We start from the raw sequence: 19,160 nt of genomic DNA on the forward strand, positions 1-19,160 counted from the left end.
AGGCGCATCTGCTGTTCGATGATGCGCCCAAGGCGCTGACCGACAAGATCGAGCAAGTGGTGCGACTGATCCGGTCCAAGGGCGTGGGCGTCTATTTCGTGACCCAGAACCCGATCGACATACCGGAAGAGGTGGCGGGGCAGTTGGGCAACCGGGTGCAGCATGCGCTGCGCGCCTTCACCCCGCGCGACCAGCGCGCGATCCGCGCGGCGGCCGAGACGTTCCGTATCAATCCCGACCTGGATGTGGAGACCGCGATCACCGAATTGAAGGTCGGCGAGGCGCTGGTGTCGTTGTTGCAGGAGGATGGGTCGCCCGGCATCGTCCAGCGCACGCTGATCGCCCCGCCCCGGTCGCGGCTTGGCCCGGTAAGCGCGAAGGAGCGCGCGATCATCCAGTCGATTTCGCCGTGCGACGGCACATATGATGCTGCGGTGGATCGGGAGTCGGCGGAAGAGATATTGGCGGCACGGGGCGAGGCTGCGGCCGCCGCCGCGCTGGCCAGCAAGGCCCAGGCGGAGGCCGACAAGGCCGCCGCCGCGCAGGCCAAGGTGGAGGCGAAGCAGCGCGAGGCGGCGGCGCGCGAAGCGGCCAAGCCCTCCACGATCGACAAGGCGGTGCAGTCCGCCGCCCGGTCGGCAGCGTCTTCCGTCGGGCGGCAGGTGGCCAACGAACTGGGCAAGGCCGTGTTCGGGTCAAGCCGACGCAAGGCATCGGGCGGCGGGATAGCGGGCAAGTTGATGCGGGGAATATTGGGCGGGCTTTTCAAATAGCCTATCATCGGAGGCGAGTGGGCTTGGGATGGGCGCGAAGCCTGATCATCGGGCGGTGAAGAAATGCTCCGCCCCTCCCCTGTTCGCGCGATTGCCTAATAGTTGCGAGGGGGGCTAAAGCGCTGGCCATGACCGCCCCTTCCCTGCCCCGGCATCCGCTGCATTTTCCCAATTTCCGGGCTTATCTCGTCGGGCGGTGTGCGGCGGTGTTGGCGCAATATGGCATGATGATCGTGCTGGGCTGGCAGGCCTATAATATCGCGCGGGAGACGATGACGACGTCGGGCGCGGCAGCGCAGCTGGGGTTGATCGGGCTGGCGCAGTTTCTGCCGCTCTTCTTCCTGACGCCGGTGACGGGCTGGGTCGCGGATCATTATGACCGGCGAATGATTTCGCGCACGACCCTGGCGGCGCTGACGTTGGCTGCGGGATTGCTGGCCTTTGCCACTTTTGAGGGCTGGGTCAGCCTGCCGCTAATCTTTGGCATCGCGGTCATCGTGGGGATTGCGCGCGCGTTCAATGGCCCGGCCTATGGCGCGCTCGCGCCCAATCTGGTGCCGCCCGCCGTGCTGCCCAATGCCATCGCCATATCGGCGGTGGTGTGGCAGGCCGGGTCGATCGTGGGGCCAGCGCTGGGCGGCTATGCCTATGCGGCGACGCCCTGGGGTGCCTATGCACTGGCTGCCCTGCTCTATGCCGTGGCGTTCGGGGCGATGATGATGATCGGCCCGGTGCCGCAGCCAGCGCGCGACCGGACCCGCCACCCCATCCGCCAGATGATCGACGGGCTGCATTATGTGCGGACCAATCGCCTGGTGCTGGCGACGATCACGCTGGACCTGTTCGCGGTGCTGCTGGCGGGCGCGACCGCGTTGTTGCCGGTCTATGCGCGCGACATATTGCAGGTCGGGTCAACGGGTCTTGGCCATCTGGCCGCTGCGCCCGGCATCGGCGCGGGGCTGGTCGCGCTGTGGTTTTCGATCCGGCCGATGAAGCGCGAGGTCGGCCTCAAGATGCTGGCGGCCGTCATGGTGTTCGGCCTGGCCACCATCGTCTTTGGTTGCACCGCCTTCCTGCCGCGCAGCTTTGCGATGGAGGTCGGGCTTGGCGCGCTGGTGGTGCTGGGCGCGGCCGACATGGTGTCGGTGTTCGTGCGCCAGTCGCTGGTCCAGCTCCATACCCCCGATGCGATGCGCGGCCGGGTGTCGAGCCTGTCGCAGCTGACCATATCGGCATCGAACGAACTGGGCGAAGCGGAATCCGGTTTTCTCGCCGCGCTGGTCGGGCCGGTTGTCGCTGTCATTGGCGGGGGCATTGGTGCTATCGTCATCACCCTGTTCTGGGCGCGGCTCTTTCCCGAATTGCGCCTTGCACGCACCTTCGACCCACCCGACATAAGGGAGGCGGACCATAGCCAGGAGAAGGCCCCATGAAAGTCACCTCGATACTCGAAACCATCGGTCACACGCCGCATATCCGCATGGCGCGGCTGTTTGGCGATGCGCCCGAAGGCAGCGAAGTGTGGATCAAGTCGGAACGCTCCAACCCCGGCGGGTCGATCAAGGACCGGATCGCGCTGGCCATGATCGAAGCGGCCGAAGCGTCGGGCGAGTTGCAGCCGGGCGGCACGATCATCGAGCCGACATCGGGCAATACCGGCGTGGGGCTGGCTATGGTGGCGGCGGTGAAGGGCTATAAGCTGGTTCTTGTCATGCCCGAAAGCATGTCGATCGAGCGGCGGCGGCTGATGCTGGCCTATGGCGCTAGTTTCGACCTGACCCCGCGGGAAAAGGGGATGAAGGGCGCGATCGAGCGCGCGCTGGAGCTGGTGGCGCAGACGCCCAATAGCTGGATGCCGCAGCAGTTCGAGAACCCCGCCAATATCGCAGTCCATGCCCGGACCACGGCGCAGGAGATATTGGCCGATTTCGCCGAGACGCCGATCGACGCGCTGATTACCGGGGTCGGCACTGGTGGGCATATCACCGGCACGGCCGAGGTGTTGAAGACGGTCTGGCCAAGCATCAAAATCTATGCGGTCGAGCCGACTTTGTCCCATGTCATAAGCGGCGGCCAGCCGGGTCCGCATCCGATCCAGGGCATCGGTGCGGGCTTCATTCCGGCCAATCTCCATACCCAATTGCTCGACGGGGTGATCCAGGTCGATCCGGCGGATGCCAAGGACTATGCCCGGCGCGCGGCGCGCGAGGAAGGGATGCTGGTCGGCATTTCTTCGGGGGCGACGCTGGCGGCGATCGCGCAGAAATTGCCGGACCTGCCTGCGGGTAGCCGCGTGCTGGGCTTCAACTATGATACCGGCGAGCGCTATTTGTCGGTGCCCGATTTTCTGCCGGAATAAGCGGTCGTTACGACACTCGTGAAGAAGAGCGATACGCCTCATCCCTTGGCGATGGCCTTCTGGGCGCTGATGTTCGTCGGCCTGCCCATGGGGGTGGCTGGCTGGGACAGTCGGCAGAGCGTGACGGGTAATCCGTTGCGCTTTGCCGCGGAGGCCGAAGGGCGCGCGGTGCGGCCGCCCAGCCCGCCGCCGCCGGTCGAGCCGGTGGCGGTCTATGCGCTGGATGCGGACAGGGCGCGGGCGGTGAATGCCGCCATCCCTTTTTCGCGCCTTGCCAATCCACCGGCGCGGCCTTTCCTGTTTTCGGGGTCCGAGACGGATCTGGCGCGGGCGGTCGATTGCCTGGCGGCGGCGGAACTCTATGAGGCGGGCGACGATGCCGTTGGCGAGCAGGCGGTGGCGCAGGTGGTGCTGAACCGCGCGCGCCATCCCGCCTTTCCCAAGACCGTGTGCGGCGTGGTGTTTCAGGGGCAGGAACGGCGGACCGGGTGCCAGTTCACCTTCTCCTGCGATGGGGCACTGACGCGCACGCCTTCCCAGGCGGCGTGGGAACGGGCGCGGGCGATTGCGCGGGCGGCGCTGGCGGGACAGGTGTTCGCGCCGGTCGGCCATGCGACCCATTATCATACCAATTGGGTGGTGCCCTATTGGAGCGGGAGCCTCGACAAGATCGGGGCTGTCGGTACGCATCTCTTCTTCCGCTGGCGCGGATGGTGGGGCACGCCGCCGGCCTTTCGCCGGGGGAGCGCGGGCGGCGAGCCGCTGATCGGACGGATCGCCAAATTGTCGCTGGCGCATCAGGGGGGCGAGGATGTGCTGCCTGACGGAAGTGTTGCGCCGGTCGAGGGGATTGCCGCCAGTGCGCTGGCGGCCCAGCCGAAGCAGGCGATCGGCGAGGCGATGTTGGGGCGGACGATCGCGGGTGTGCGGCTGGCGGTACTGGGGCCGGATGGCACGAGCTTTCTGGTCGAACTGCCGCGCGGTGGCGCGCCCGACCAATGGCCGGAGCTTGCCAGGACATTTTGCGCGGGGCGGCCCGAATGCCGGATCATGGCGTGGCGGGCGGGTGCTGCCCCGACAAAGATCCCCTTGAGCGATGGGCAGCTCGAAACGATGAGCTTTGCCTATATCCACAACAGCGCGAGCGGGTTGCAGCGGGCGCTGTGGAACTGTGCGCAGACACCGCGCAGCAGCAAGGCGGAATGTATGCGCCAGCGGGTGCCGACCGCTGCCCCTGCCCCATCGCCCGATGCCGCGCTGGCGGGGGTGCGGCGCAAGGAGCGGTTCGAGACGGTGAAGATCGCGCCGGTGGAGTCAGCGAACAGTATAGCGACCCGGACAAACTAAACGCATAGTGGCATAGCGAAGTTCGTTCGTTATGATATGCTGTTACATGTTGATGTGGGGCAGTTTATGGTGACGCGGCGGACATTTCTGGGCAGCGGCGGGATGGCGGTTGGCGGCGCGATGGGGCTGGCTGTGGGTAGCGGAACGGCGCGGGCACAGGCGTTCGCTACGGATGTGAAATGGCCTGAAGAAGCGCGGTTTCACTTTAGCGGCGATATGGCCGATTTCGACGCGGCGCAGGCTGCGCTGGCGAGGCTCTATGCCGTCAATCGCGATGTCGGGACGTTCGATGCGGCCTATTATGGGGCGATGACCCTGCCGGTGCAGGCGGCCTATGCGGCGCGGTCCCACTGGGTCAATCACAACCATGCGCTGTTCCTGCGCAATGGCGCGCCGGGCCATCCGCGCGATGTCGAACTGGATAAGTCGCGTGCGGCGGTGGCGACGATGCTGGGCGCGTCGGTCGAGGAGATCGCGCTGGCGGGCGGCGGGACCGAAGCGTTGTACGCCTTGATCGCCAATTATGCGCGGCTCAAGGCGGGCGATGCGGTGATCTACGCCGATGTCGATTATGACGAGATGCAGTTTGCCTGCGACTATCTGGAGCAGAGCCGGGGCGCGCGGGTCGTCCGCTTCGACCTGCCCGAACCGCATACGGAGGCGAATATCCTGGCCGCCTATGAGCGGGTGTTGAAGGATACGCCGCGCGCGAAACTGCTGCTGCTCACACATTTGTCCAACCGCAACGGGCTGGTGCCGCCGGTCAAGGCGATCGTCGCGATGGCCAAGGCGCGCGGGGTCGATGTGATCCTCGACAGTGCGCAGGCGGTCGGCCACCTGCCCTTCACGGTCGAAGAGACGGGTGCGGATTTCATCGGCTTTTCGTTGCACAAATGGCTGGCTGCGCCCTTGGGGACCGGGGGCATCTATATCCGCAAGGACCGGTTGCAGGACATAGCGCCATGGCTAGGCAACCGCATCCATGGGGCGGACGATATTCGCGCGCGGATTCCAACGGGCACTGTGGATTTCGCGGCGCGGCTGACGGTGCCCTATGCGATCGCGGTGCAGGAGGCGATCGGCCTACCAGCGAAGCATCGCCACCTGCTGGCGCTGCGCGATTACTGGATCGACCGGGTGCGCGATGTGCCGGGCGTACAGATCCTATTGCCCGAACTGCCGGGGCGGCATGGTGCGGTGGCGGCATTCCGTTTGCCGGGCATGGGCGGGCCGGACGATGCGAAGAAAGCGGCGGCGCTGTTCCTGAACAAATATGGCCTGCTGGTGGTGGCCAAGGCGGGGCTGGCGTCGGGGCCGGTGCTGCGCGTGACCCCGGCCCTGTTCAATAGCAGCGCCGAACTCGACCGGCTGGTGGCGGCGATCCGGGCGGAGCGTGGGCTGTTTGCCTGACACCCCCTTCCCAAAGCCGGACAAGCAGACTATATGGGTGGCAATCCGGTCGTCCTGTCACCAGTCTTGGCAGTGGGTCGACCGTCTCCCGTATCGTTCGGGGACCGGGGCCGGTTAGCGCGTGGCCAAGGGCAGTATTGAACGAAAACGGCGAGTCATCAGGTGCTGACAGTGCGGATCGGACAGTCCCGACCCGCACTTTTTTGCGTGGAATGAAAGGGTGCGAATCACCCCTTTCTCCATCGCGCTTCGACTGAATTTTCGCTGCGATGCGGAAAAACGCGACGAATGAAGGCAAGGACCAAGCATGGCGACCAAAGCTCTCCCCCCGATCAGTAACACCGGCGCGAAGAAGCGCATCCGCAAGGTGTTCGGCGACATCCACGAAGTGGTGCAGATGCCGAACCTGATCGAAGTGCAGCGGGAGAGCTATGAACAGTTCCTCCGTTCGGACCACTCGATCGGTTATGTATCGGGCCTGGAAAAGACGCTGCGCAGCGTCTTCCCGATCCGCGATTTCGCGGGCACCGCCGAAATGGACTTCGTCCATTATGAGCTGGAAGACCCGAAATATGACGTCGAGGAATGCCGTCAGCGCGGCATCACCTATGCAGCGCCGATGCGCGTTACCCTTCGCCTCATCGTGTTCGAAGTCGATCAGGACACCGAAACCCGCTCCGTGCTCGATATCAAGGAGCAGGACGTTTACATGGGCGACATGCCCCTGATGACGGGCAACGGCACCTTCATCGTCAACGGCACCGAGCGCGTGATCGTCAGCCAGATGCACCGTTCGCCGGGCGTCCTGTTCGACCATGATCGCGGCAAGACCCATTCGTCGGGCAAATATCTGTTCGCCGCGCGCGTCATTCCTTACCGTGGCTCGTGGCTGGACTTCGAGTTCGACGCCAAGGACATCGTCAACGTCCGTATCGACCGCAAGCGCAAGCTGCCGGTCACGGCGCTGCTGTTCGCGCTTGGCCTCAATGCCGAAGAAATCCTTGGGCATTTCTATAACAAAGTAACCTTCGTCCGTGGCGAAGGCGGCTGGCAGATTCCCTATACGCCCGAAGCATGGCGTGGGCAAAAGCCGTCGTTTGACATCGTGGATGCCAAGTCCGGCGAAGTCATCTTCCCGCTGGGCACCAAGATTTCGCCCCGCGCCGCCAACAAGGCGGAGAAGGACGGCCTGACCCAGTTGCTGATCCCGACCGAGGAAGTCTATGGCCGCTACAGCGCCTATGACCTGGTCAATGACGCGACCGGCGAAATCTATGTCGAAGCCGGTGACGAAATCTCGCCGGAAAATCTGGAAAAGCTGGATCAGGCGGGCATCGACCGTCTCGAACTGCTCGACATCGACCATGTCACCACCGGTCCGTGGATCCGCAATACGCTCAAAGCCGACAAGGCCGAAGAGCGCGACCAGGCCCTGAGCGATATCTATCGCGTCATGCGCCCCGGCGAGCCGCCGACGAAGGAAACCGCCGAAGCGCTGTTCGCCGGCCTGTTCTTCGATCCCGAACGCTACGACCTGTCGGCCGTCGGCCGCGTCAAGCTCAACATGCGTCTTGAGCTGGATGCCGAAGACACGGTCACCACCCTGCGCGTCGAGGACATCCTCGCCGTCGTCAAGGAACTGGTGAACCTCAAGGACGGCAAGGGCGAAATCGACGATATCGATAACCTCGGCAACCGTCGTGTGCGTTCGGTCGGTGAGCTGCTGGAAAACCAGTATCGCGTCGGGCTGCTGCGCATGGAGCGCGCCGTCAAGGAGCGTATGTCGAGCGTGGACGTGTCGACGGTGATGCCGAACGACCTGATCAACGCCAAGCCCGCCGTGGCAGCCGTGCGTGAATTCTTCGGCTCTTCGCAGCTGTCGCAGTTCATGGATCAGACCAACCCGCTGTCGGAAGTCACCCACAAGCGCCGCGTGTCGGCGCTTGGGCCGGGCGGTCTGACGCGCGAGCGTGCAGGCTTTGAAGTCCGCGACGTTCACCCGACCCATTATGGCCGTATCTGCCCGATTGAAACGCCCGAAGGTCCGAACATCGGTCTGATCAACAGCCTCGCGACGTTCAGCCGGGTCAATAAGTACGGCTTCATCGAAACGCCCTACCGCAAGGTCATCGACGGCGTGGTGAGCGATGACGTCGTCTATCTGTCGGCGATGGAAGAGGCCAAGCACACGATCGCGCAGGCGAACGCGGAGCTGAACCCCGACCACACGCTGGCCGAAGACCTCATCTCGGCGCGTGAAGCGGGCGAGTTCCTGATGGCGCCCAAGGATCACATTACGCTGATGGACGTCAGTCCCAAGCAGTTGGTGTCGGTTGCGGCCTCGCTCATTCCGTTCCTGGAAAATGATGACGCCAACCGCGCACTCATGGGATCGAACATGCAGCGCCAGGCGGTGCCGCTCGTCAGTGCCGAGGCCCCGTTCGTGGGCACCGGCATGGAGGGCACGGTTGCGCGCGATTCGGGCGCGGCCATCGCCGCCAAGCGTCCGGGCATCGTCGATCAGGTCGATGCGACCCGTATCGTCATCCGTGCGACCGGCGACATCGAACCCGGCCAGTCGGGCGTCGACATCTACACGCTGCAGAAGTTCCAGCGGTCGAACCAGGACACCTGCATCAACCAGCGTCCACTGGTGAATGTCGGCGACCTGATCGAAGGCGGCGACGTGATCGCCGATGGCCCGTCGACCGAGTTCGGCGAGCTGGCGCTGGGCCGCAACACGCTCGTCGCGTTCATGCCCTGGAACGGCTATAACTATGAGGATAGTATCCTCATTTCCGAGCGCATCGTGAAGGATGACGTCTTCACCTCGATCCACATCGAGGAGTTTGAGGTCATGGCGCGCGATACGAAGCTGGGGCCAGAGGACATCACCCGCGACATCCCGAACGTCGGCGAGGAAGCGCTGCGCAACCTCGACGAAGCAGGCATCGTCTATATCGGCGCCGAAGTGGAGCCGGGCGACATCCTGTGCGGCAAGATCACCCCCAAGGGTGAATCGCCGATGACGCCGGAAGAAAAGCTGCTGCGCGCGATCTTCGGTGAAAAGGCGAGCGACGTGCGCGACACCTCGCTGCGTCTGCCGCCGGGCGTTGCGGGCACGGTCGTCGAAGTGCGCGTGTTCAACCGCCACGGCATCGACAAGGACGAGCGCGCCATGGCGATCGAGCGGGAGGAAATCGACCGTCTCGCCAAGGATCGCGAGGACGAACGCGCGATTCTGAACCGCGCGACCTTCAACCGTCTGCAGGAAATGCTGACGGGCCAGGTGGCAACGGCTGCGCCCAAGGGCGTCAAGAAGGGCGTCGAAATCGACGAGGCCCTGCTGGGCGAAGTCGAGCGGCATGAATGGTGGAAGTTCGCGGTTGCGGACGACATTCGTCAGGCCGGTATCGAAGCCGTCAAGGCGCAATATGACGAAGCGGTGAAGTCGATCGTCGACAAGTTCGAGGATCGCGTCGACAAGCTGCAGCGTGGCGACGAACTGCCGCCGGGCGTGCTCAAGATGGTCAAGGTGTTCGTGGCGGTGAAGCGCAAGCTGCAACCGGGCGACAAGATGGCTGGTCGCCACGGTAACAAGGGTGTTATTTCGCGCATCCTGCCGGTCGAGGACATGCCGTTCCTGGAAGACGGCACCCATGTCGACATCGTGCTCAACCCGCTGGGCGTGCCGTCGCGCATGAATGTCGGGCAGATCTTCGAAACGCATCTGGGCTGGGCTGCCCGTGGCATCGGCCAGCAGCTCAAGCACGCGCTGGAAGACTGGCGCGAGGCCAATCCCAACCCTGAGCCGGGCGTCATGCCCGACGCGGTGCGGGATCGGTTGCTGACCGCTTATGGTCCGCAATATGCCGACGAGATCAACGCCCGCACGGCCGAGCAGATCGTCGACCTGGCCGAACATCTCCAGCGCGGCGTGCCGATGGCAACGCCGGTGTTCGACGGCGCCCGCGAAGCGGACGTGTCGGCGATGCTGGAACTGGCGGGGCTGAACACATCGGGTCAGAGCGACCTGTATGACGGCCGCACCGGCGACAAGTTCGACCGTAAGGTCACGGTGGGCATCATCTACATGTTGAAGCTCCATCACCTTGTCGACGACAAGATCCATGCCCGTTCGATCGGCCCCTACTCGCTCGTCACGCAGCAGCCGCTGGGTGGTAAGGCGCAGTTCGGTGGTCAGCGCTTCGGGGAAATGGAGGTCTGGGCACTCCAGGCCTATGGTGCCGCCTATACGCTGCAGGAAATGCTGACGGTGAAGTCCGATGACGTGGTCGGTCGCACCAAGGTCTATGAGGCGATCGTCAAGGGTGACGACACGTTCGAGGCCGGCATCCCCGAAAGCTTCAACGTGCTGGTCAAGGAAATGCGCTCGCTGGGCCTCAACGTCGAACTCGCGACGATGGACGCGATCGCCGACGAGGACGACGGCTTCGCGGCGGCGGCGGAGTAGGACTGAATGTGGATCAAGCTCGGCATTCTGGCCGTCTGGATCGCTCTCGTCTTTGACGTTGAGCGGACGGGGATGACTGGAACGCCTAGCAGGTACGCAATCTATGCGGCTTTGCTGCTGCTACAGATCGGACTGCTTCGGCAGATGATCCAGCAACGCAGAGCCGCTCAGGATTTTTCCCCGGAGGGAATTGAAAAATGAATGAACTGACCAACTTCGCCAATCCGGTCGCCAAGACCGAGACGTTCGACCAGATCCAGATCGGCCTTGCCTCGCCAGAGCGCATCCGGTCCTGGTCCTTCGGCGAGATCAAGAAGCCCGAAACCATCAACTATCGCACGTTCAAGCCCGAACGCGATGGCCTGTTCTGCGCGCGCATCTTTGGTCCGATCAAGGATTATGAATGCCTGTGCGGCAAGTATAAGCGCATGAAGTATAAGGGCATCGTCTGCGAGAAGTGCGGTGTCGAAGTTACCGTGAGCAAGGTGCGCCGCGAGCGCATGGGCCATATCGAACTGGCCGCGCCGGTTGCGCATATCTGGTTCCTGAAATCGCTGCCGTCGCGCATCGGCCTGCTGCTCGACATGCAGTTGAAGCAGCTGGAGCGCGTGCTCTATTTCGAAAGCTATATCGTCACCGAGCCGGGCCTGACCCCGCTGGAGAAATATCAGCTTCTCAACGAAGACGAGTTGCTCGACGCGCAGGATCAATATGGCGAGGACGCTTTCACGGCCGGGATCGGCGCGGAAGCGGTCAAGATCATGCTAATGGATCTCGACCTTGAGGGCGAGAAGAAGATCCTGCTCGAAGAGCTGGCGACGACCAAATCGGAGCTGAAGCCCAAGAAGATCATCAAGCGCCTGAAGGTCGTCGAGAGCTTCCTGGAATCGGGCAACCGTCCCGAATGGATGATCCTGGACGTCGTTCCCGTGATCCCGCCAGAGCTGCGCCCGCTGGTGCCGCTGGACGGTGGTCGTTTCGCGACGTCGGATCTGAACGATCTCTATCGCCGCGTCATCAACCGTAACAACCGCTTGAAGCGGCTGATGGAGCTGCGCGCGCCGGACATCATCGTCCGCAACGAAAAGCGCATGTTGCAGGAAGCGGTCGACGCCCTGTTCGACAATGGCCGTCGTGGCCGTGTCATCACCGGTGCCAACAAGCGTCCGCTCAAGTCGCTGTCCGACATGCTCAAGGGCAAGCAGGGCCGCTTCCGTCAGAACCTGCTCGGCAAGCGCGTCGACTATTCGGGTCGTTCGGTCATCGTGACCGGTCCTGAGTTGAAGCTGCATCAGTGCGGTCTCCCTAAGAAGATGGCGCTCGAACTGTTCAAGCCGTTCATCTACGCGCGTCTGGATGCCAAGGGTCTGTCCATGACCCTCAAGCAGGCCAAGAAGTGGGTCGAGAAGGAGCGCAAGGAAGTCTGGGACATCCTGGACGAAGTGATCCGCGAGCATCCCGTGATGCTGAACCGCGCGCCCACGCTTCACCGTCTGGGCATCCAGGCGTTCGAACCCGTGCTGATCGAGGGCAAGGCTATCCAGCTTCACCCGCTGGTCTGCTCGGCCTTCAACGCCGACTTCGATGGCGATCAGATGGCCGTTCACGTTCCGCTGAGCCTTGAGGCCCAGCTGGAAGCGCGCGTGCTGATGATGTCGACCAACAACATCCTGTCGCCCGCGAACGGCAAGCCGATCATCGTGCCGTCGCAGGACATGGTGCTGGGCATCTATTATCTGTCAATGGAGCGCGAAGGCGAGCCAGGCGAAGGCATGCTGCTCGCTGACATGCAGGAAGTGCATCAGGCACTGTTCGCCAAGGCCGTGACCCTGCACAGCAAGATCATCAGCCGCGTGCCGCAGACCGACGAGGCGGGCAACAGCTACCTCAAGCGTTACGAGACGACGCCGGGCCGCATGTTGCTGGGCGAATGTCTGCCCAAGGCGCACAAAGTGCCCTTCGACGTCGTCAACCGCCTGCTCACCAAGAAGGATGTGGGCGACGTGATCGACGAGGTTTATCGTCACACCGGCCAGAAGGACACGGTGCTGTTCGCGGACGCCATCATGGCGCTGGGCTTCAAGCATGCGTTCCAGGCGGGCATTTCGTTCGGCAAGGACGACATGGTCATTCCGGACTCGAAGGAAGGCACGGTTGCCGAGACCAAGGCGCTGGTGGCCGACTATGAGCAGCAATATCAGGACGGCCTGATCACCCAGCAGGAAAAGTATAACAAGGTGATCGATGCCTGGTCGCAGTGCGGCGACAAGGTGGCGAACGCCATGATGGACGAGATCCGTGCCCAGCCCAAGGACCCCAATACGGGCCGTCTGGCGCAGATCAACTCGATCTACATGATGGCGCACTCCGGCGCCCGTGGTAGCCAGGCGCAGATGAAGCAGTTGGCCGGTATGCGCGGCCTGATGGCCAAGCCGTCGGGCGAGATCATCGAAACGCCGATCATCTCGAACTTCAAGGAAGGTCTGACCGTCCTTGAATATTTCAACTCCACCCATGGCGCCCGTAAGGGTCTGGCCGACACCGCGCTCAAGACGGCGAACTCAGGTTACCTGACCCGCCGTCTGGTCGATGTCAGCCAGGATTGCACGATCGTCGAGGAAGATTGCGGCACCGAAAAGGCGCTGGAGATGAAGGCGATCGTCCAGGGCGGTTCGGTCATCGCATCGCTTGGCGAACGTATCCTAGGCCGCACCACTGCCGAGGACATCATCGACACCAAGGATGGTTCGGTCATCGTACCGATCGGCACGCTGCTCGACGAAGCGCTGATCGTGCAGATCGAAGCGATCGGTACGCAGGCGGTGAAGATCCGCAGCCCGCTGATCTGCGAGAGCAAGATGGGCGTCTGTGGCAAATGCTATGGTCGTGACCTTGCCCGCGGCACCCCGGTCAATATCGGCGAAGCGGTCGGCGTCATTGCGGCCCAGTCCATCGGCGAACCGGGTACGCAGCTCACGATGCGGACCTTCCACATCGGCGGCGCGGCGAACTTCAACGAAACGTCGAACCTGGAATCGATGGCGGACGGCACGATCGAACTGCGTGACATGCCGACCATCACCGACAAGCAGGGCCGTCGCCTGAGCCTCGCCCGCAACGGCGAGATCGCGATCATCGACAGCGAAGGGCGCGAACGCGAAACCCATCGCCTGCCTTATGGTGCCACCATCCTGTTTGCCGATGGCGACACGATCAAGAAGGGCGATCGCTTTGCCGAGTGGGATCCCTTCACCATGCCGGTGATCACCGAGCGTCCGGGTATCGTCAAATATGTCGACCTGATCGACGGCAAGACGCTGGCCGAACAGACCGACGAAGCGACGGGCATCGCCCAGCGCGTCGTCACCGAGCATCGTGGTGCCGCGCGTACCAAGGAGGATCTGCGTCCGCGCCTGACCCTGCTGGACGATGGTTCGGGGGAAGCCGCCCGCTATATGCTGGCGGTCGGTGCGACCCTGTCGGTCGAAGATGGTGCCACGGTGTCGGCCGGTGACGTGCTGGCGCGTGTCAGTCGGGAAGCGGCCAAGACCCGCGACATCACGGGCGGTCTGCCGCGCGTGGCGGAGCTGTTCGAAGCGCGCAAGCCCAAGGACAATGCCATCATCGCCAAGGTGTCGGGCCGCGTCCAGTTCCTCAAGGATTACAAGGCGAAGCGCAAGATCGCCATCAATCCTGAGGATGGCGGCGAGCCGGTCGAATATCTGATCCCCAAGAGCAAGGTGATCGACGTCCAGGAAGGCGATTTCGTCAAGCGCGGCGACAATCTGATCGGCGGTTCGCCCGATCCGCATGATATTCTCGAAGTGCTCGGCATCGAGCCCCTGGCAGAATATCTGGTCGCCGAAATCCAGGAAGTCTATCGTCTGCAGGGCGTGAAGATCAACGACAAGCATATCGAGACGATCGTTCGTCAGATGCTGCAGAAGGTCGAGATCATCGAGTCCGGCGACACCACCTTGCTGGTGGGCGAACAGGTCGACCGTGAGGAAATGGACGAGATCAACAGCAAGCTGGCACCGGGCTTCCTGCCCGCCGCTGGCAAGCCCGTGCTGCTTGGCATCACCAAGGCTTCGCTGCAGACCCGTTCGTTCATCTCGGCTGCGTCGTTCCAGGAAACCACCCGCGTCCTCACCGAGGCGGCGGTTCAGGGGAAGAAGGACACGCTCATTGGCCTCAAGGAAAATGTCATCGTCGGCCGCCTGATCCCGGCGGGTACGGGTGCTGGCATGAACCGGATGCGGGTTGCCGCTTCGTCGCGTGATGCGGCGATGCGCGCCTCGCTGCGGGCCGCCAGCCAGATCGACCTGATCGCGCCCAAGACGGCGGCGGCCGAACATGCCGCCGAATTGCGCCAGGGGCCGGAAGCGGCGATCGGCGACGATCCACTGGGCGCCGTGCAGGGTGAAGACTTCACCACGCAGGACGCGGAGTGATCCGATAGGGTGCAGGGGCCACATGTCGTTCAGGCTGTGGCTCCAGCGCTGACGGTGCCTTGAGCGCCCACAAAAAAGCCCGCCGCAGCGTTTGACGCTGCGGCGGGCTTTTTTGTGAGGTGTGGCAGGGCTGGTGATCCCCTGCCCTGCCCGGTTAGCGGTCGATGGTCACATCGTCGAAATAGACGGTCTGGTGCCCCTTGGCATCGGCTGAGCGGTAGCTGCCGAGTTCGACGCCCAGTTTCGGGCTGACGGCATAGGTGGCGGGGTTGAAGCCCCATTGCACCGGGCGGTCGAACTGCTTTTGCCCGTCCTGCCAAAAGCCTATGCGGCCCTGCATGGCGCCGCGCTGGTCGGCGGATTGCAGCACGAAGGAAAAGCGGTTCCATTCGCCCTTGCGCACCTTGCCGCGGTAGAGGACGCCCTTGTCGCGCTGGTCGAAATAATAGAGGTTTTCGGCCTGCGGATTGCGCACGGCGATGATGAATTCCTGCACGTCGGGCGACTTGTCCTTGCGGCGCGATAGCGGGACGGTGCGTAGCGACAAGATGGGACCGCCCGGATTGGCATTCTTCACCTTGGACGGACGGCCAGCCATCTTGGGCTGAAAGACCTGGAAATGGATCATCTGGTGCGGCGGCGTGTCATAGCGCTGGTCCAGCTTCATCGCGAAGCTGATCCGCGTGGTCCCCTTGTCGCCAATCTGCATCCGCCCCTGTTCGCCGCCGGGTAGCGGTTTGTAATGCGACCAGAAGCTGTACATGATCTTGTTCTTGGCCGCGCCCTGGGCGCTGGGGTCCATCGAGATGCGCAGGCAACTGGGAGGGGTGAAGCACCCCTTGGACACGACCTGCGGCCGGTCCGCAGCCTTGGTACCCTTGTCGGTGGTGGCGTTGAAGGTCAGCTTGCTGCGCGGATCGACGATGGCGTTAGAACCCTTGGCCTTCATATGCTGGCCCTGGTCGAAATCGACCGACAGACGGCGTTGGGGTTCGGCGGATACGCCCATCGCGGTGCCGAAGCCTGCCGCGAGCAGCGACCAGCGCAAGATTGTCATCCGATGCGCCATCCTATCATCATCCTTCCCTATGTTGCACACGCGAATATCATAACGTGCCATGTGCAAGCGCGATCCATGAAACGTCTTAACGCCATCATGTTGCACCTGTGATGAACCGCCTTTTCATTCCCAAGGCGATCCGATATGCTCCTGTGCAGTGCAACAAACAGTGTTGGTGATCTTCGTTTCTTTTTCCTGTTGCAGCACACGATAAGGTAGGTGAACCGGCGATGGCAAAGAAAGCACAGACAGCGGACGGCGTCGGTTCGACCAATCCTTATGAAGATCTGCCCAAGAAAGCCTTTTGGCGGCCCGCCATCGCTGAACGATCGATGTTCGACATTGACGAATTATGGTCACCCAAATTTCGCATTCCGCCGCGCGCCCCGGTGGCGACCTTTGGCTCCTGCTTTGCGCAGCATATCGGCAACGCCCTGAAAAATCGCAAATTCAATTGGATGATCGCTGAAACGCCACCCGTCGGGATGAGGGAGGAAAGCGCAAAGCTGTTCAATTATAACATTTTTTCGGCGCGCACGGCCAATATCTATACCACGTCCCTATTGCGGCAATGGACCAGTTGGGCATTGGGGCATAGCAGCCCGCCGGAGGAATATTGGGAGAAGAACGGGCGTTTCTACGACCCCTTCCGCCCGGCGATCGAGCCCAATGGTTTTGCCAGCCTGGAAGAGATGCTGCTGTCGCGCGAAGAGACGATCAAGGCCTTTCGCACCTGCATCACGGACTCGCACTTCTTCGTCTTCACGTTGGGACTGACCGAAAGTTGGTTCAACCAAGAGCATGGATATGAATATCCCATGTGCCCCGGCACGGTCGCAGGGGAATTCGACGCCGAGAAGCATCAGTTCCGCAATCAGGCCTTTGAGGATGTGCGATCGGCGCTGATGGACTCGATCCGCATGATGCGCGCCGCCAATCCAAAACTGCAGTTCATCCTGACGGTCTCGCCGGTGCCATTGACGGCTACCAAATCGCCGCAGCATGTGCTGGTGGCGACGATGTATTCAAAATCGGTGCTGCGCGCCGTGGCCGGGCAAATCGCCATGCATCACAAGATGGTCGATTACTTCCCGTCCTACGAAATCATCAATAGCGCCGTCTTCAAGGGCACCTTCTTCGAACCGAACATGCGCGGCGTAAATAAACGCGGCGTCGATTTCGTGATGGACCATTTCTTCCAGGGGTTGGTCCGCACATTCGGCGATTATTTTACAGCGCAGACGCGCAAGGCATCTGCTCCCTCCAAAAAACTGGATGAAGTATGCGAAGAGGAATTGCTGGGCGCATTCGGCGACGCCAAAAAGGGATGAAAATAGCGGTCATCGGCAATAGCCATATTGGCTCGCTCAAGCGCGGCATGGATATGATGAAGGCAAAGGAGGTCTTGTACGATCTCTGCTTCTTCGGCGCGCGCGGCGATGGGTTGAAAAGCCTGACGGTCGAGGACAGCAGTCTTGTGCCGAGCGACGAAGGCACCGCCGATGCGATCGCCTTCACATCGGGCGGCGAACGGAGAATCGATACGGACGGTTATGACGCCTTCCTCCTCTATGGCATGGAGGCACGACCCTTTTTCATCGCCGAAGATCGCTATTATTCGAGCGCCGTGCTTGATCGTGCAGTCGATGACGTCGTGGAGGGCAGCCTGTCCTACAATACGCTCCAAAAACTGCGGACCATTACGGACAAGCCTATTTATATCGGCCACAATCCCATGCGGGGCGCAAGGCGTAACGAGGGACCACAGGATGTCGGGCCATATGAACGCGGCATCGCGCTATTGAATGCCAGAAAATATGCAGCCGTAGGCGCCACCCTGCTACCCCAGCCGGCGACGACGATCGTCAACGGCAATGGTACGGCGATGCCCTTTGCCCAAGGATCAAAACGGCTAGCGATTGGCGACGCCCATGACGATGCGCTGCATCCCAGCGTCGATCTCAACCATATGAACGATGACTTCGGCCGACTTTGGTTGACCGAGTTCTTCGCACATCTTTCTTGATAAATAATCGCGTCGCCGATAGCAAACCGCGTCCGCTGGAAGGTAATCGCTAGACCTATGGCATATCGCCTGACCCTTCTCCGCGCGATTCATGCCCCATAAAGGAGATTAGGTGCTTGGCGAAGTTCATCGTTCATATTGGTGACGGCAAGTGCGGCAGTTCGTCGATGCAAGCGGCCCTGTTCGACGCGCGCGACCGCTTGCGCGAAATGGGCTTGGCCTACGCTTCACACCATCGGACCAGCGGCAATTTTTGTTTCGGTACGCTGCTCGGCAAAAATACGCGCGGCAACGCCGAACAGCAGCGGGGTTTTGCGCTCCAAGCTATCAAGACGTTGCAATCGCAGTTGGATCACAGCGATTACATCATCATATCGTCCGAAGCCTTTTTAACGCTGGACCCGGAAGAAGTCGTCGAGATTCTGCAATTCATCACGCTCGACATTGAGCGGATCGACGTGATTGCTTATGTTCGCGACCCGTTGGGCATGTATCTGTCGATGGCCCAGCAACTCATCAAATCCAGTCACCGCTTTCCCCGGCCGGATACCTACGTTCGGTCGCTAGATCGGATGCTTGATAACTGGAACAGTTTTCCCATGATCAGCAGCGTGACTGTTCGCATGTTCGATCGCAATAGCCTGGTCGGTGGGAACGCCGTCGCGGACTTTGAACATGTGGTGAAGAGCCTGACCGGCAAGGATCTTGGGCTCGAACATATCAATGAGAATAGTTCGCTTTCGACCGAGCAAATGGTCGTGTTGCAGGATTATCGCGCGCAGTTCTGCCGGGATAGCGACGGAAAGATGATACCGCCCAGTACCCGACTGATCGATTTTTTTGCGATGATGAACGAATCCGGCATGGTTGGGACCAAGGCCGTTCTTTCGCCCCCCGCCGCTGCGCTGGTGGGAAACAACAACGCCGATATTGTCGAGCGACTGAACAAACGGCATGGTTTCGCGATGCGCTGTCCCCGCCCGACACCGGAAGACCTGCCACCAGCAAATACAGACTGGTCCCGAATTTCCAGCATATTGACCGAAGTCAAACCGGCCTATGTTCACAATTTGAAGATGCTGGTGCCCGCTTTCAATCCGGCGCTGAAAGACGGTGACATGGACAAAGGGCTACGTGCCCTCAACAAACTGGTCGAGATGGAACCGGACAAAAAGTCGGCGATAGAGCGGGCAACGAAGAATTACTGGACCACTGAGTCCCTTGCAGGAATGATCGCCAATTAAGGCAGCGTCGATA

General features: G+C 62.0%; 12 protein-coding genes. 11 read left to right on the forward strand and 1 reads right to left on the reverse strand.

Features of this window, described 5'->3' with window-relative positions; translation table 11 throughout:
* The 8 genes from IL54_RS05085 to rpoC form a co-directional block, all read left to right on the forward strand.
* On the forward strand, positions 1–773 hold a 773-nt coding region (locus IL54_RS05085; RefSeq protein ID WP_156106266.1), incomplete at its 5' end, for a helicase HerA-like domain-containing protein.
* A 128-nt stretch (positions 774–901) separates the two neighbouring features.
* Complete coding sequence (locus tag IL54_RS05090; protein ID WP_037473699.1) at positions 902–2,206, forward strand: MFS transporter; 1,305 nt, start codon at positions 902–904, stop codon at positions 2,204–2,206.
* Positions 2,203–3,132 (forward strand): cysteine synthase A, encoded by a 930-nt coding sequence (gene cysK / locus IL54_RS05095; protein WP_037473700.1) that lies wholly within the window; start codon positions 2,203–2,205, stop codon positions 3,130–3,132. The genes IL54_RS05090 and cysK overlap by 4 nt, the downstream gene beginning before the upstream one ends.
* A 51-nt stretch (positions 3,133–3,183) precedes the next feature.
* Positions 3,184–4,479, forward strand: coding sequence for a cell wall hydrolase (locus IL54_RS05100; RefSeq protein ID WP_037477851.1), 1,296 nt, complete (start codon positions 3,184–3,186; stop codon positions 4,477–4,479).
* A 120-nt stretch (positions 4,480–4,599) separates the two neighbouring features.
* The gene (locus IL54_RS05105) at positions 4,600–5,889 is read left to right on the forward strand and encodes an aminotransferase class V-fold PLP-dependent enzyme (RefSeq protein ID WP_443211268.1); all 1,290 of its coding nucleotides are present in this window, start codon (positions 4,600–4,602) and stop codon (positions 5,887–5,889) included.
* A gap of 307 nt (positions 5,890–6,196) precedes the next feature.
* Positions 6,197–10,363, forward strand: coding sequence for a DNA-directed RNA polymerase subunit beta (gene rpoB, locus IL54_RS05110; RefSeq protein ID WP_037473703.1), 4,167 nt, complete (start codon positions 6,197–6,199; stop codon positions 10,361–10,363).
* 6 nt (positions 10,364–10,369) lie between these two features.
* Positions 10,370–10,564: a hypothetical protein gene (locus IL54_RS05115; protein ID WP_037473705.1), complete on the forward strand. Its 195-nt coding sequence runs from the start codon at positions 10,370–10,372 to the stop codon at positions 10,562–10,564.
* The gene (rpoC, locus tag IL54_RS05120; RefSeq protein WP_037473706.1) at positions 10,561–14,817 is read left to right on the forward strand and encodes a DNA-directed RNA polymerase subunit beta'; all 4,257 of its coding nucleotides are present in this window, start codon (positions 10,561–10,563) and stop codon (positions 14,815–14,817) included. The genes IL54_RS05115 and rpoC overlap by 4 nt, the downstream gene beginning before the upstream one ends.
* Positions 14,818–14,971: 154 nt before the next feature.
* Here rpoC and IL54_RS05125 read toward each other — a convergent pair whose 3' ends face one another.
* Complete coding sequence (locus IL54_RS05125) at positions 14,972–15,874, reverse strand: hypothetical protein (protein WP_156106125.1); 903 nt, start codon at positions 15,872–15,874, stop codon at positions 14,972–14,974.
* Between the two features lie 233 nt (positions 15,875–16,107).
* On the opposite strand from IL54_RS05125, the gene IL54_RS05130 reads away from it, so the two are divergent.
* The 3 genes from IL54_RS05130 (at position 16,108) to IL54_RS05140 (ending at position 19,147) form a co-directional block, all read left to right on the forward strand.
* Positions 16,108–17,208: a GSCFA domain-containing protein gene (locus IL54_RS05130; protein WP_052027560.1), complete on the forward strand. Its 1,101-nt coding sequence runs from the start codon at positions 16,108–16,110 to the stop codon at positions 17,206–17,208.
* Positions 17,205–17,903, forward strand: a complete 699-nt coding sequence (locus IL54_RS05135; protein WP_037473710.1) for a hypothetical protein — start codon at positions 17,205–17,207, stop codon at positions 17,901–17,903. Before IL54_RS05130 ends, IL54_RS05135 begins: the two co-directional genes overlap by 4 nt.
* Before the next feature lie 116 nt (positions 17,904–18,019).
* On the forward strand, positions 18,020–19,147 hold the full coding sequence (locus tag IL54_RS05140; protein WP_037473711.1) for a sulfotransferase family protein: 1,128 nt from the start codon (positions 18,020–18,022) through the stop codon (positions 19,145–19,147).
* Positions 19,148–19,160: the final 13 nt, after the last annotated feature.

This window comes from Sphingobium sp. ba1 (assembly GCF_000743655.1).
In the GTDB taxonomy this organism is placed as follows: Bacteria; Pseudomonadota; Alphaproteobacteria; order Sphingomonadales; family Sphingomonadaceae; genus Sphingobium.

What these genes read in the sequence shown, in the direction of transcription:
- IL54_RS05090 (WP_037473699.1), top strand. Translation starts at nt 902, where the DNA reads ATGACCGCCCCTTCCCTGCCCCGGCATCCGCTGCATTTTCCCAATTTC.
- cysK (WP_037473700.1), top strand. Translation starts at nt 2,203, where the DNA reads ATGAAAGTCACCTCGATACTCGAAACCATCGGTCACACGCCGCATATC.
- IL54_RS05100 (WP_037477851.1), top strand. Translation starts at nt 3,184, where the DNA reads ATGGCCTTCTGGGCGCTGATGTTCGTCGGCCTGCCCATGGGGGTGGCT.
- IL54_RS05105 (WP_443211268.1), top strand. Translation starts at nt 4,600, where the DNA reads ATGGGGCTGGCTGTGGGTAGCGGAACGGCGCGGGCACAGGCGTTCGCT.
- rpoB (WP_037473703.1), top strand. Translation starts at nt 6,197, where the DNA reads ATGGCGACCAAAGCTCTCCCCCCGATCAGTAACACCGGCGCGAAGAAG.
- IL54_RS05115 (WP_037473705.1), top strand. Translation starts at nt 10,370, where the DNA reads ATGTGGATCAAGCTCGGCATTCTGGCCGTCTGGATCGCTCTCGTCTTT.
- rpoC (WP_037473706.1), top strand. Translation starts at nt 10,561, where the DNA reads ATGAATGAACTGACCAACTTCGCCAATCCGGTCGCCAAGACCGAGACG.
- IL54_RS05125 (WP_156106125.1), bottom strand. Translation starts at nt 15,874, where the DNA reads ATGACAATCTTGCGCTGGTCGCTGCTCGCGGCAGGCTTCGGCACCGCG.
- IL54_RS05130 (WP_052027560.1), top strand. Translation starts at nt 16,108, where the DNA reads ATGGCAAAGAAAGCACAGACAGCGGACGGCGTCGGTTCGACCAATCCT.
- IL54_RS05135 (WP_037473710.1), top strand. Translation starts at nt 17,205, where the DNA reads ATGAAAATAGCGGTCATCGGCAATAGCCATATTGGCTCGCTCAAGCGC.